Here is a 12,546-nt window from a genome sequence, read left to right on the forward strand (position 1 = left end):
CGCGGTCAGTCGAGTACGTCGTCCAGCAGCAGCGCCCACTGTGCCACGACCCTCTGACGCCGGGCCGTGTCGTCGGTGAGGACGTTGGCCAGGCCCAGGCCGCGGGCCATGTCCAGGAGGCCCTGGACGGTTTCGCGTACGCCGGGCTTCGTCTCGTCGGCGGCGAGCAGTTCGACGGCGATGCGATGGGTCTCGCGGCCGACGCGGGCTTCGAGTTCGGTGACGCGGGGGCGGAGCTGGGCCTCGTTGGAGGCGGCCACCCAGAGCTGGAGCGCGGCGCGGAAGAGCGGGCCGGTGTAGAGGTCGACGAGGGCGGCGACCACGTCCGTGCGGCCCTGGACGGGCAGGGCGCGCAGGGCGGCGGAGCGTTCCTCGGCGACGTATTCGACGGCCGCGGTGAACAGGTCCTCGCGGGTGGGGAAGTGGTGCTGGGCGGCGCCGCGCGAGACGCCCGCGCGTTCGGCGACGACGGAGACCGTGGAGCCCGCCCAGCCGTGTTCGGCGAGGCAGGCGACGGCCGCTTCGAGGAGCCGGCGGCGAGTGGCACGGCTGCGGTCCTGCTTGGGGGTCCGGTCGGTGGGGGGCGTCACAACACCCATGCGGGGTCCCGTCGTTCGAGGAAGGCCGTCATTCCTTCCCGGGCCTCGGCGGAGGCGAAGAGGGCCGCCGAGCGGGCGATGAGGTCTTCGGCATGCTGGTCGAAACTCTTCAGCACAGTAGCCGTGACCAGCTCCTTCGATGCCGCCAGCCCCTGCGGGGAGGCCTTGCGCAGGCCGTCCAGGACGGGGACGAGTGCCTTGTCGATGTCCTCGGCGGGCCCGGCGGCGAGGGTGATCAGGCCGATGCGGGCGGCTTCGGCGGCGTCGAAGCGTTCGCCGGTGAGGTAGTAACGGGCGGCGGCGCGCGGGTCGGTGCGGGGCAGCAGCGGCAGGGAGATGACGGCGGGGGCGAGGCCGAGCCGGGACTCGGTGAGGGCGAAGGTGGCTCCGGGGCCGGCCGCGGAGATGTCGCAGGCGCCGAGCAGGCCGAGGCCGCCCGCCCGTACGTGGCCGGTGACCCGTGCGACGACGGGCTTGGGCAGGGCGACGATCCGCCGCATCAGGGCGACGAAGGCCGCCGGGTCGGGCGGTGCGGTCAGGTCGGCGCCCGCGCAGAAGGTGTTGCCGGTGTGGGTGAGGACGACGGCCCGTACGGTGTCGTCGGCCGCGCAGTCGTCCAGGGCGGCGGTGAGCTCGCCGACCAGGGCCGCGGAGAGTGCGTTGCGGTTGGCGGGCGAGTCGAGGGTGAGCGTGGTGATGCCCCGGTCGTGGGTGGGGCCGGCGAGCGCCGTCATGGTCGGTGGTCTCCTTGGCCGTCGGTGGTCCTGCGGGACTTCTCCCGATCGCGCAGTTCGCGGCGCAGGATCTTGCCGGAGGTGGCGCGCGGGATCGCGTCGACGAACTCGGTCTGCCGGATCTTCTTGTACGGTGCGACGCGCTCGGCGACGTACGAAAGGACGTCGTCCGCCGTGAGGTCCGGTGCGGACGGCTGGTGGACGACGTACGCCTTGGGGACCTCGTTGCCGTCGTCGTCGTACACGCCGATGACGGCGGCGTCCGCGATCGCCTCGTGGCCGAGCAGCAGTGCTTCGAGTTCGGCGGGGGCGACCTGGTAGCCCTTGTACTTGATGAGTTCCTTCACCCGGTCGACGACGAAGAGCCAGCCGTCGGCGTCGACGTGTCCGATGTCGCCTGTGTGCACCCAGCCGTCGGCGTCGATCATGTCGGCGGTGGCCTCGGGGCGGCCGAGGTAGCCCTTCATCACCTGCGGGCCGCGGATCAGGATCTCGCCGTCGGTGCCGGCCGGGGCGTCCTCCGGGTCGTCGCCGAGCGAGGCGATCCGCATCTCGGTGCTGGGCAGAAGCCTGCCGACGGCTCCCGCGGGCGGGTTCCCGGCGGAGAGCGGGACGACATGGGTGCCGGGCGAGAGTTCCGTCATGCCGTACGCCTGGCGTACGGGCGGCAGCCCCAGGCGCCGGGAGCAGGCGGCGGCGAGCGAGGCGTCGAGCGGGGCGGCGGCGCTGACGACGTACTCCAGCGAGGAGAGGTCGTACCGGTCGACCGAGGGGTGCTTCGCGAGGGCGAGGACGATCGGCGGGGCCACGTAGAGGCCGGTGATCCGGTGTTTCTCGATCGCGGCGAGGAACTGGTCCAGGTCGAAGCGCGGCAGCACGACGACGGTGGCGCCCATCCGCAGCGGGGCGTTCATCAGGGCGGTCAGCCCGTAGATGTGGAAGAAGGGGAGCACGGCCAGGATGCGGGCGCCGGGGCCCATGGGGATGAAGGGGCGGAGCTGCTCCAGGTTGGTGCCCATGGAGCGGTGGGTGAGCATGACGCCCTTGGGGGTTCCGGTGGTGCCGGAGGAGTAGGGCAGGGCGGCGATGTCCTCGCCGGGGTCGATGGTGATACGGGGTTCGGGGGCGGTGGTGGTGAGCATGTCGAGTACGCAGGTGTGTCCCTCGGCCCGGTCGCAGACGAAGATCCGCTCGATCGAGCCGACGCGTGCGGCGGCCTCGCGCGCCGTCGCCAGGAGCGGGGAGACGGTGACGATCCAGCTGGCGGAGGAGTCGCGGAGCTGTTTGGCGAACTCCTCCGCCGTGGCCAGCGGGTGGACGGTGGTGACGGTGGCGCCGGCCCGGGTCGCGCCGAAGAACACGGCCGGGTAGGCGATGGTGTTGGGGCTGTGCAGGGCCAGTACGTCGCCCTTGCGCACCCCGGCCTCGGCGAGTGCCGCGGCGATCTTCCGGTGGAAGGCGTCGAGCTGCCGGTAGGTGAGGGCGGAGCTGTCGTCCGCCGCGTCGATCAGGGCCACCGTGTCGCCGTATGCGGCGGTGGCCTCTCCCAGGACCGCGTCATGGATGGGTATGTCGAGTGTCGGTACGGCGGGGTAGTCGCTGTGGAACACGTGCGCCATGGCGGGTCCCTTCGGAGCGGCGGTGTGGGGAGACGGACTGCCGTGGCTCAGTACGACTTGGGGAGCCCCAGGGACTGGTGGGAGACGTAGTTCAGGATCATTTCCCGGCTGACGGGGGCGATCCGGGCGACGCGGGCCGCCGTGATCAGGGACGCGAGGCCGTATTCGCGGGTGAGGCCGTTGCCGCCGAGGGTGTGCACGGCCTGGTCGACGGCCTTGACGCAGGCTTCTCCGGCCGCGTACTTCGCCATGTTGGCGGCCTCGCCCGCGCCGATGTCGTCGCCGTCGTCGTAGAGCCGGGCGGCCTTCTGCATCATCAGCCGGGCCAGTTCCAGTTCGATGTGGGCCTGGGCGAGGGGGTGGGCGATGGCCTGGTGGGAGCCGATGGGATCCTTCCAGACCTGGCGGGTCTTCGCGTACTCGACGGCGCGGTCGAGTGCGTAGCGGCCCATGCCGATGCCGAACGCGGCGGTCATGATGCGTTCGGGGTTGAGCCCGGCGAAGAGCTGGAGGAGCCCCGCGTCCTCATCGCCGACGAGCGCGTCGGCGGGCAGCCGTACGTCGTCGAGGACCAGCTCGAACTGCTTCTCCGGGGCCTGGAGTTCCATGTCGATCTGCGAGCGGCCGAAGCCGGGGGCGTCGCGGGGGACGATGAAGAGGCAGGGCTTGAGCTTGCCGGACCTGGCGTCCTCGGTGCGGCCGACGATGAGGGTGGCGTCGGCGATGTCGACGCCGGAGACGAAGACCTTGCGGCCGGTGAGCAGCCAGTCGTCGCCGTCCCTGCGGGCGGTGGTGGTGATGCGGTGGGAGTTGGATCCGGCGTCGGGTTCGGTGATGCCGAAGGCCATGGTGAGGCTGCCGTCGGCGAGGCCGGGGAGCCACTGCTGCTTCTGGGCCTCGGTGCCGAAGCGGGCGATGACGGTGCCGCAGATCGCCGGGGAGACCACCATCATCAGCAGCGGGCTGCCGGCCGCCCCCAACTCCTCCAGGACGATGGAGAGTTCGGCCATGCCGCCGCCTCCGCCGCCGTACTCCTCGGGGAGGTTCACGCCGAGGTAGCCGAGCTTGGCGGCTTCGGTCCACAGTTCGCGCGGGTGGGCGCCGTCGCGTACGACGGAGGTCATGTAGTCGCGTCCGTAGCGCTTTCCGAGTGCGGCTACGGCGGCGCGCAGGGCCTGGTGCTCTTCAATTTCGAGGACGGTGCTCATTGCTTCGGTTCCTCCTGTACGTCTTGCACGACGGCGAGCAGGGCGCCGACCTCCACCTGGCGGCCGGGGGCGGCGTGGAGTGCGGTGAGGGTGCCGGCGGCGGGGGCGAGGATGCGGTGTTCCATCTTCATCGCCTCCAGCCAGATCAGTGGCTGCCCGGCCTCGACCGACGACCCTTCGGTGAGCCCGTCCGCGACGCGGACGACGGTGCCGGGCATGGGGGCGAGCAGTGAGCCGGGTTCGGTGCGGTCGGTGGGGTCGGTGAAGCGGGGCAGGGCGGTGAGGGTGTACGAGCCGGTGGCGGTGTCCACGTACGCCTTGACGCCGTGGACGGCGATGTCGAAGTGGCGGGTGATGCCGCCGGTTTCGAGGGTGACGCGGCCGGGCCGGGCGGCGATGACGCGTTCGCCGGTCTCGGGGACGGGGCCGGTGCGGGTGGTGCGGTAGGCGGCCTCGTGTTCGGTGCCGTCGGGTTCGGCGCGGTAGCGCTTGGTCCGGGGCTGGGAGGAGATGTTGCGCCAGGCGCCGAAGCGGGCCGGGCCGGGGCCGGGTGCGTGCTGCCGGGCGGCGGCGTCGGCGAGTGCGGCGGCCAGGGCGGCGCGGCGTGATTCCGCTTCGTCCGGGGCGGGGGTGAGGGCGTCGAGGTGGCGGTCGTAGAAGCCGGTGTCGAGGCGGGCGGCGAGGAAGTCGGGGTGGCGCAGGGACCGTACGAGCAGTTCGCGGTTGGTGACCGGGCCGTGGATGCGGGCGCGTTCCAGGGCGCGGGCGAGGAGGCGTACGGCTTCGGTGCGGGTGGGGGCGTGGGCGACGACCTTGGCGAGCATCGGGTCGTAGTGGACGCCGATGGTGTCGCCGTCGGTGTACCCGGTGTCGAGGCGCAGTCCGGGTGCGGACGGCACGTCGAGGGTGTGCAGTTCGCCGGTCTGGGGCTGCCAGTCGTGGGCGGGGTCCTCGGCGTAGAGGCGGGCCTCGACGGCGTGGCCGTGCGGTGCGGGGGGTGCGGTGGTGGGTAGTGGTTCGCCTTCGGCGATGCGCAGTTGGAGGGCGACCAGGTCGAGACCGAAGACCGCTTCGGTGACGGGGTGTTCGACCTGGAGGCGGGTGTTCATCTCCAGGAAGTACGGGCGTCCGTCGGCGGTGAGCAGGAACTCGACGGTGCCCGCGCCCCGGTATCCGACAGCCTGCGCGGCGGCCACTGCGGCGTCGTGCAGCCTGCCTTGCAGCGCGTCGTCGAGTCCGGGGGCGGGGGCTTCCTCGACGACCTTCTGGTGGCGTCGCTGGAGCGAGCAGTCGCGGGTGCCGAGCGCCCAGACCCCGCCGTGCTCATCGGCCATGACCTGGACCTCGACGTGCCGGCCGCGCTCCACGTACGGCTCGGCGAAGACCTCGCCGTCCCCGAACGCGGACGCGGCCTCGGCAGATGCCGCCGTCAACTCGGCGGGCAGTTCGGTGAGTTCGCTTACGATCCGCATCCCGCGCCCGCCGCCGCCCGCCGCCGCCTTGAGCAGCAGCGGCAGGTCGTCGGCGGTGGCCCGTTCCGGGTCGACGGGGGCGAGGAGCGGCACTCCGGCGGCGGCCATCAGTCCCTTGGCGCGGGTCTTGGACGCCATCAGCTCGATGGCCTTGGCCGGCGGGCCCACCCAGAGGAGTCCGGCGTCCTGCACGGCGCGGGCGAATCCGGCGTTCTCGGAGAGGAAGCCGTAGCCGGGGTGGACGGCGTCGGCACCGGCCGCGAGCGCGGCGCGCACCACGAGGTCGCCGCGGAGGTAGGTGTCGGCCGGGGCGGCGCCGGGCAGCCGTACGGCGGTGTCGGCCTCCCGTACGTGGAGCGCGTCGGCGTCGGCGTCGGAGTACACCGCGACGGTGGCGATGCCGAGCGCCCGGCAGGTGCGGAAGATCCGGCAGGCGATCTCGCCCCGGTTGGCGACGAGGAGCGATCGAATCATGGCTGGCATGAGGGAAGACTCTTTCCAGTAGGACACCGCGACCATCGGTTGAGGAACCCCGCGGCGGGCGGCCGTCTCCGCGGGAGCGGCGGCGGTTCAGCCGCGGAGAAGGGCCGGCTCACATCCGGAAGACGCCGAAGCCGCCGCGAGCGCCTTCGACCGGGGCGGTGTGGATCGCGGACAGGCACATCCCGAGGACGGTCCTGGTGTCGCGCGGGTCGATGACCCCGTCGTCGTACAGCCGTCCGGAGAGGAACATCGGCAGCGACTCGGCCTCGATCTGCTGCTCGACCATGGCGCGGAGCCCGGCGTCGGCCTCGTCGTCGTACGGCAGTCCCTTGGCGGCGGCGGAGGCACGGGCGACGATGGAGAGCACCCCGGCGAGCTGCTGCGGGCCCATGACCGCGGATTTGCTGCCGGGCCAGGCGAAGAGGAAGCGCGGGTCGTACGCCCTGCCGCACATGCCGTAGTGCCCGGCCCCGTACGAGGCGCCCATCAGCACGGACAGGTGCGGGACCTTCGAGTTGGACACCGCGTTGATCATCATCGCGCCGTGCTTGATGATGCCGCCCTGCTCGTACTCCTTGCCGACCATGTAGCCGGTGGTGTTGTGGAGGAAGAGCAGCGGGATGTCGCGCTGGTTGGCGAGCTGGATGAACTGGGCGGCCTTCTGCGACTCCTCGCTGAACAGCACCCCCTGCGCATTGGCGAGGATGCCGACGGGGTAGCCGTGCAGCCTCGCCCAGCCGGTGACCAGGCTGGCCCCGTACAGCGGTTTGAACGCGTCGAAGTCGGAGCCGTCGACGAGCCGGGCGATGACCTCGCGGGGGTCGAAGGGCACCTTCAGGTCGCCGGGCACGATGCCGATCAGCTCGTCCTGGTCGTACTTCGGCGGTTCGGCAGGGCCCGGATCGGCGTGTGCCTTGCGCCAGTTGAGGCGGGCTACGATCCGGCGGGCCTGGCGCAGCGCGTCCTGTTCGTCGACGGCGAAGTGGTCGGCGAGCCCGGAGGTGCGGGCGTGCATCTCGGCGCCGCCGAGCGATTCGTCGTCGCTCTCCTCGCCGGTCGCCATCTTCACCAGGGGCGGTCCGCCGAGGAAGACCTTGGACCGTTCCTTGATCATGACGGTGTGGTCGGACATGCCGGGGACGTACGCCCCGCCCGCGGTCGAGTTCCCGAAGACGACGGCGACGGTGGGGATGCCGGCCGCGGACAGCCGGGTGATGTCGCGGAACAGCGCCCCGCCGGGGATGAAGATCTCCTTCTGGGACGGCAGATCGGCGCCGCCGGACTCGACGAGGCTGACGCAGGGCAGCCGGTTGGCGAAGGCGATCTCGTTGGCCCGCAGGGCCTTCTTCAGGGTCCAGGGGTTGGAGGCGCCGCCGCGTACGGTCGGGTCGTTGGCGGTGATCAGGCACTCCACGCCCTCGATCACCCCGATCCCGGTGATGAGCGAGGCGCCGACCGTGTAATCACTGCCCCAGGCGGCGAGCGGCGAGAGCTCCAGGAACGGAGTGTCCTCGTCGATCAGCAGCTCGATCCGCTCACGGGCCAGCAGCTTGCCGCGCGAGCGGTGCCGCGCCACGTACTTCTCCCCGCCGCCCGCCTGCGCCTTGGTGTGCTCGCCGGCCAGTTCGTCGAGTTTGGCGAGCATGGCCGTGCGGTTGGCGGCGTATTCGGGGCTCGCGGTGTCGAGCGCGGTGGGCAGGACGGTCATGCGTGCGCCTCCGGTACGTGGACGGTCATGCGTGCGCCTTCAGTGCGTGGACGGTCATGCGTGCGCCTCCGGTGCGTGGACGGTCTCCAGCAGCGATACGGGTATGGGCAGGTGCCGGGAGCGCAGCCACTCCCCCACCGCCTTGGCCTGCGGGTCGAACCGGTGCTGGGCGGCGACGCCCTCGCCGAGCAGCCCGTGGACGGTGAAGTTCAGCGCGCGCAGGTTCGGCAGGAGGTGGCGTACGACGGTGAGTGCGGCGGTCTCCGGCAGCAGCTCCCGGAACCGTTCGACGGTCAGCTCATGGGCCAGCCACCGCCAGGCGTCGTCGTCGACGGCCCATACGCCCACGTTGGCGTCCCCGCCCTTGTCGCCGCTGCGGGCACCCGCGATCCGGCCGAGCGGGGCGGGCCGGGTGGGCCCGGGGTCCGGCAGGGGTGCGGGCAGCGGCGACCCGTCGACGTCCGGCAGGGGCTGCGGCAAGGGCAGCGGCGGCCCGTCGGCGTCCCAGAGCGGCTGTGTCGTCGCGGGAGGTGCCAGGCTCTCCCGCCGTCCGTCGGGGAGCACAGCGATGTGCGGGACCTCACCGGCCGGTACGTACCGGGCCTCGAACACCCCGTACGGTGCGCCCTTGCCGGGCGGGGCGGTGACGTGGAAGCCGGGGTAGCTGCCGAGCGCCAGCTCGATCGCGGCGCCGGAGACCGCGCGCCCGACGGCCTCCTGGTCCTGGTCGCGGACGACGAGCCGGAGCAGGGCGCTCGCGGTCTCCTCGGTGGCGGCGTCGGCCCGGTCGGTCCGGGACAGCTCCCAGCGCACCTCGTCGGGTTCGGCGCCGGAGCGGGCGAGCGCGTCCGCGAACTGTTCGCGCACCAGCTGGGCCTTGGCCTCGATGTCGAGGCCGGTGAGCACGAAGACGACCTCGTTGCGCCAGCCGCCGAGCCGGTTCAGCCCGACCTTGAGTGTGGGCGGCGGGGCCTCGCCGCGTACGCCGGAGATCCTGACCCGGTCGGGTCCGTCCTGGGTCAGCCGTACGGTGTCGAGCCGGGCGGTGACGTCCGGTCCGGCGTACCGGGCGCCGCCGGTCTCGTACAGCAGTTGGGCGGTGACGGTGCCGATGTCGACGACGCCGCCGGTGCCGTCGTGCTTGGTGATGACGGACGAGCCGTCGGCGTGGATCTCGGCGACGGGGAAGCCGGGCCGGCGCAGGTCGTGGCCCCGGAAGAACGAGTAGTTGCCGCCGGTGGCCTGGGTGCCGCACTCCAGGACGTGTCCGGCGACGACGGCCCCGGCGAGCGCGTCGAGGTCGTCGGGCCCCCAGCCGAACCGGGCGGCGGCCGGTCCGGTGACGAGGGCCGCGTCGGTGACCCGCCCGGTGACGACGATGTCCGCGCCCGCGTCGAGGCAGGCGGCGATCCCGGCGCCGCCGAGGTAGGCGTTGGCGGTCAGGAACCCCTCGGGCACGGTGAGGCTGTCGCCCTCCACATGGGCGACGCGCACCGGGACGCCGACCTTCCGCGCCAGCTCCCGTACGGCGTGGGCCAGTCCGGCCGGGTTGAGTCCGCCCGCGTTGGCGACGATCTTCACCCCGCGTTCGTGGGCGAGCCCGAGACCCTCTTCGAGCTGGCGCAGGAAGGTGGTGGCGTAGCCGCGCGTGGGGTCCTTGAGCCTGCTCCGGCCGAGGATGAGCATGGTCAGTTCGGCGAGGTAGTCCCCGGTGAGGACGTCGAGGGGGCCGCCGGTGAGCATCTCGCGCATGGCGTCGAAGCGGTCGCCGTAGAACCCGGAGGCGTTGCCCATCCGCAGCGGTGCGGTCACTTGCCTTCTCCCCGGGGTGCGCGGCCCGGTCCGGCGGGCCCGGCGAACGCCTGGGCGATGTCGAGCCACTGGTCGGCGTCGGGGCCGACCGCCCGGACGCCGAGGTCGTCGCGGTGCGCGCGCTGGGTGACGAGCAGGCAGAAGTCGACGAGCGGGCCGGTGACCCGCTGCGGCGCGTCCTCCGGCCCGAAGACGACCGGCCCGTGGCCCGGGGCTTCGAGCTCTACCCGGAACTCCTCCTCGGGCGCCTTGATCCCCCGCACCAGATAGGCGTAGTCGCGGGCCCGCACCCCGATCCGGGCGACGTGCCGCAGCCGGGCGGTGGGGGTCCTGGTGACCCCGAGGGCGTCGGCGATGTCCTGGCCGTGCGCCCAGGTCTCCATGATCCGGGCGGTCGCCATGGACGCGACGCTCATCGGCGGCCCGTACCAAGGGATGCGGGTGCCCGCCGGGGCCTTGCGCAACACCGCCTCCAGCCGCTCCCGCCCGGCCCGCCACCGCGCGAGCAATGCCTCCGGGGCCAAGGCGGCGGCGATCTCCTCGGCGCCCCGGTCGACGAAGGACTCGGGCGCCTCCATAGCCCTGGCCACCTCCCCCGCGAAGGCCTCGGCATCGGTGGCGGCCAGCAGCGCGACCTCGTCGGTCCAGGTGAGATGGGCGATCTGATGCGCGATGCTCCAGCCGGGGGCGGGGGTCGCGGTGGCCCACTGGCCTGCACTCAACTCCCGTACAAGTCCGTCGAGTTCCTCGCTCTCGTCGCGCAGATCGCCGATCACGGCTGCGACATCGGGCACGGTGCGCTCCCCTCGGGGCGTGGCGGTGTGCCCAGGAGCATGGCAGCGGACCAATAAACAAGCAAGCATGCTTGCATTATTTTCTGCGGAAGTTCTGCGGGGCCCCTGCGGAACTCCGTACGCCCCAACGGGCACCGGGCCGCGCGGCGTTACGCTCGTTGCCATCGACGACACGACGCGCGGGGGGCGACGTACATGAAGCGTTCGAGGGGGCCGAGCCGTCGCGCCTGGCTGTCACTGGGCATCGGCGTCGCGGCGGCGGCCGCGGTCGGGAGGGCGGTGTACGCGTCCACCGACGGTCCCGTGCCGGACCGCGAGCGGGTACGGACGGACCTCGCTCCGCTGCGGCGCAGGTTCGGCGAGGCGGGCCGGCTGGGCGGGGCGCACTGGCTGGCGTACGACCGGGACGCGAAGGGCCGTGAGTATCTGCCGAGCCCGGACCCGCGATACCGGGTGGTGGGTGTGGCCCGACTGCCCTCCGGGACCGCGGCCCGGACCGTGGCGGACCCGGCGCACGCCTTCGGGCCGGCCGCGCCGCACGGGGTACCGGACGTGCTGGCCGAGTTCCTGCCCGCGCACGCGCGGTGGATGACCAGCGCCTCCTACGACGCGCTGCTCCTGGGCCCCGGCCCGGTGGAAGGCCTGACGAAGGGGCGGTTCTTCCTCGACGCGGCGACGGACACCCTGTACTTCGACACCGTCAACCCGGACTGAGGGCGAACGCGGCCGGGGGTCCGGCGGGTCAGTCGACCACGGTGATGATGACCGCCGAGAGCAGGGCGAAGAAGCAGCCCGCCGCGGTGATCACGGTCCTGGCGTGGCGCATGCCGAAGGACGGGGCCCTGGTGGTCGCGTCCTCGGGGTTCGCGGCGCTGTAGTGGACGGTCACGAAGTCGCCCTCGGCCGGGGCGCTGCGCGACTGGCGCTCCTCGAAAACGACGGTGCGCCCGTCGCCGGTACGGAACTCCAGGGTGGGGTGGACGTGCAGGACGGAGCCGCCCTCCGCGTCCTGGGCCTCCTCGGTGCGCACGGCGGTGCACCGGGCCTCGGCGGTGAGGCCCTCGGCCCAGGCGGCCCGGAGCCGGGGGCCCTGGAGGTGACGGTCCAGGTTCCTCCCGGACACCATCGCCGCACCCACGGCGACGACGAAATAGACGGCGGCGACGACGATCATGGGCTCCCCCAATGCGTTCCCGGTCCGGCTCCATTCGCCGTGGTGCCCGACGGCCGAATGCCCGAATGCGTACGGCCCGCCATGATCCCGTGCGTGCGGCCGGTCGGCAAGGAGGGGTGCCGGTAACCTTCAACGCGTTTCCCTCGCACGGCAGTTGCATGACGAGGTCGAGCTTCGGGCGGGACGCCGTACGGTATCTGTCGCCTGGCGGTGCACTCGACTCCCCAGCGCGCCAGGGCCCGGCTGGACGCAGACCGCCGGTAGCTCTGGGTTCCATGACGTGCAGGCGACAGGAGAGTGCGACATGACACCCCTCATCCAGCTCATTCCGCGCGGACAGTTCGGACGGGAGGACATCCAGGCCTTCGCCGAGGAGCAGGGCTGGACGCCTGCGGAGGTGAATATGTCCGAGGGACCCGTCGAGGAACTGGCATGGGCTTTCGGGCTTGTCGACGCCGACAGTCCCGAGAGCACCGAGGAGGTCGAAACAGTGGTGGTCCACTGGATCGAAGACCAGCGCTTCCAGGTCGACTATCTGGCGGTCGAAGGAGACGATCCGGAGTCGTTCGCCGACTGGCTGCGTGGCGAGCTGCCCCTTCATTCCGACCATTCCCTGACTCGGTTGACGGCGAACACCCGCGACGACATGGCTCTCATGCGAGCTCTGCGCAGGCTGGGCGTCAACTACGCGGGAAGGGCGTTCGACGATGCCTCGCACGGACTGCTGCGCTGGGCACTTCACGACCCCGAGCCGCTGGTCCGGCGGAACGCTCTGCTCGCCGCGTCCCTTCTGAACTGGCCGCAGCTTGTGCCCCTGCTGACATACGTGAGCGAGACCGAGAACGATCTCACCGTCAGGGATCAGGCCGTGACCACCCTCGGCATCGTCCGCGACCGCATCGCCCGTCAGGGCCCGGCTCCACTGAAGGCCGGCGGCGAGTAG

11 protein-coding genes are annotated in these 12,546 nt (G+C 72.2%); 2 read left to right on the top strand and 9 right to left on the bottom strand.

From position 1 onward, the window contains the following. Positions 1-5 precede the first annotated feature (5 nt). The 8 genes from OHA19_RS17585 to OHA19_RS17620 form a co-directional block, all read right to left on the bottom strand. Positions 6-599 (bottom strand): TetR/AcrR family transcriptional regulator, encoded by a 594-nt coding sequence (locus OHA19_RS17585; protein WP_266730638.1) that lies wholly within the window; start codon positions 597-599, stop codon positions 6-8. Further along, positions 587-1,333, bottom strand: coding sequence for an enoyl-CoA hydratase family protein (locus OHA19_RS17590; protein WP_405715501.1), 747 nt, complete (start codon positions 1,331-1,333; stop codon positions 587-589). The genes OHA19_RS17585 and OHA19_RS17590 overlap by 13 nt, the downstream gene beginning before the upstream one ends. Next, the gene (locus OHA19_RS17595; RefSeq protein WP_405715499.1) at positions 1,330-2,952 is read right to left on the bottom strand and encodes a 4-coumarate--CoA ligase family protein; all 1,623 of its coding nucleotides are present in this window, start codon (positions 2,950-2,952) and stop codon (positions 1,330-1,332) included. Before OHA19_RS17595 ends, OHA19_RS17590 begins: the two co-directional genes overlap by 4 nt. A 47-nt stretch (positions 2,953-2,999) precedes the next feature. Continuing rightward, positions 3,000-4,160: an acyl-CoA dehydrogenase family protein gene (locus tag OHA19_RS17600; RefSeq protein ID WP_405750700.1), complete on the bottom strand. Its 1,161-nt coding sequence runs from the start codon at positions 4,158-4,160 to the stop codon at positions 3,000-3,002. Further along, positions 4,157-6,106, bottom strand: coding sequence for a biotin carboxylase N-terminal domain-containing protein (locus OHA19_RS17605; RefSeq protein ID WP_405715495.1), 1,950 nt, complete (start codon positions 6,104-6,106; stop codon positions 4,157-4,159). The genes OHA19_RS17600 and OHA19_RS17605 overlap by 4 nt, the downstream gene beginning before the upstream one ends. A 118-nt stretch (positions 6,107-6,224) precedes the next feature. Next, the gene (locus tag OHA19_RS17610) at positions 6,225-7,823 is read right to left on the bottom strand and encodes an acyl-CoA carboxylase subunit beta (RefSeq protein ID WP_405715493.1); all 1,599 of its coding nucleotides are present in this window, start codon (positions 7,821-7,823) and stop codon (positions 6,225-6,227) included. Between the two features lie 54 nt (positions 7,824-7,877). Further along, positions 7,878-9,617 carry an acyclic terpene utilization AtuA family protein gene (locus tag OHA19_RS17615; RefSeq protein WP_405721741.1) on the bottom strand — a complete coding sequence of 580 codons (1,740 nt, stop codon included), beginning with the start codon at positions 9,615-9,617 and terminating at the stop codon, positions 7,878-7,880. A 14-nt stretch (positions 9,618-9,631) separates the two neighbouring features. Beyond that, positions 9,632-10,429, bottom strand: coding sequence for a TIGR03084 family metal-binding protein (locus tag OHA19_RS17620; RefSeq protein ID WP_405715491.1), 798 nt, complete (start codon positions 10,427-10,429; stop codon positions 9,632-9,634). Positions 10,430-10,624: 195 nt separating this feature from the next. Between OHA19_RS17620 and OHA19_RS17625 the strand changes: the two genes are divergently transcribed. Next, on the top strand, positions 10,625-11,143 hold the full coding sequence (locus OHA19_RS17625) for a hypothetical protein (protein WP_405715489.1): 519 nt from the start codon (positions 10,625-10,627) through the stop codon (positions 11,141-11,143). A 28-nt stretch (positions 11,144-11,171) separates the two neighbouring features. On the opposite strand, the gene OHA19_RS17630 is transcribed toward OHA19_RS17625, so the two are convergent. After that, on the bottom strand, positions 11,172-11,603 hold the full coding sequence (locus OHA19_RS17630; protein ID WP_405715487.1) for a DUF3592 domain-containing protein: 432 nt from the start codon (positions 11,601-11,603) through the stop codon (positions 11,172-11,174). A 304-nt stretch (positions 11,604-11,907) separates the two neighbouring features. Here OHA19_RS17630 and OHA19_RS17635 point away from each other — a divergent pair, with 304 nt between their 5' ends. Beyond that, a complete protein-coding gene (locus OHA19_RS17635; RefSeq protein ID WP_405715486.1) occupies positions 11,908-12,546 on the top strand; it encodes a hypothetical protein in 639 nt (212 codons plus the stop codon).

Origin of the sequence: Streptomyces sp. NBC_00012, assembly GCF_045040875.1 — a bacterium.
In the GTDB taxonomy this organism is placed as follows: Bacteria; Actinomycetota; Actinomycetes; order Streptomycetales; family Streptomycetaceae; genus Streptomyces.

Coding starts and splice junctions, on each gene's coding strand:
- OHA19_RS17585 (WP_266730638.1), bottom strand. CDS start 599: ATGGGTGTTGTGACGCCCCCCACCGACCGGACCCCCAAGCAGGACCGC.
- OHA19_RS17590 (WP_405715501.1), bottom strand. CDS start 1,333: ATGACGGCGCTCGCCGGCCCCACCCACGACCGGGGCATCACCACGCTC.
- OHA19_RS17595 (WP_405715499.1), bottom strand. CDS start 2,952: ATGGCGCACGTGTTCCACAGCGACTACCCCGCCGTACCGACACTCGAC.
- OHA19_RS17600 (WP_405750700.1), bottom strand. CDS start 4,160: ATGAGCACCGTCCTCGAAATTGAAGAGCACCAGGCCCTGCGCGCCGCC.
- OHA19_RS17605 (WP_405715495.1), bottom strand. CDS start 6,106: ATGATTCGATCGCTCCTCGTCGCCAACCGGGGCGAGATCGCCTGCCGG.
- OHA19_RS17610 (WP_405715493.1), bottom strand. CDS start 7,823: ATGACCGTCCTGCCCACCGCGCTCGACACCGCGAGCCCCGAATACGCC.
- OHA19_RS17615 (WP_405721741.1), bottom strand. CDS start 9,617: ATGGGCAACGCCTCCGGGTTCTACGGCGACCGCTTCGACGCCATGCGC.
- OHA19_RS17625 (WP_405715489.1), top strand. CDS start 10,625: ATGAAGCGTTCGAGGGGGCCGAGCCGTCGCGCCTGGCTGTCACTGGGC.
- OHA19_RS17630 (WP_405715487.1), bottom strand. CDS start 11,603: ATGATCGTCGTCGCCGCCGTCTATTTCGTCGTCGCCGTGGGTGCGGCG.
- OHA19_RS17635 (WP_405715486.1), top strand. CDS start 11,908: ATGACACCCCTCATCCAGCTCATTCCGCGCGGACAGTTCGGACGGGAG.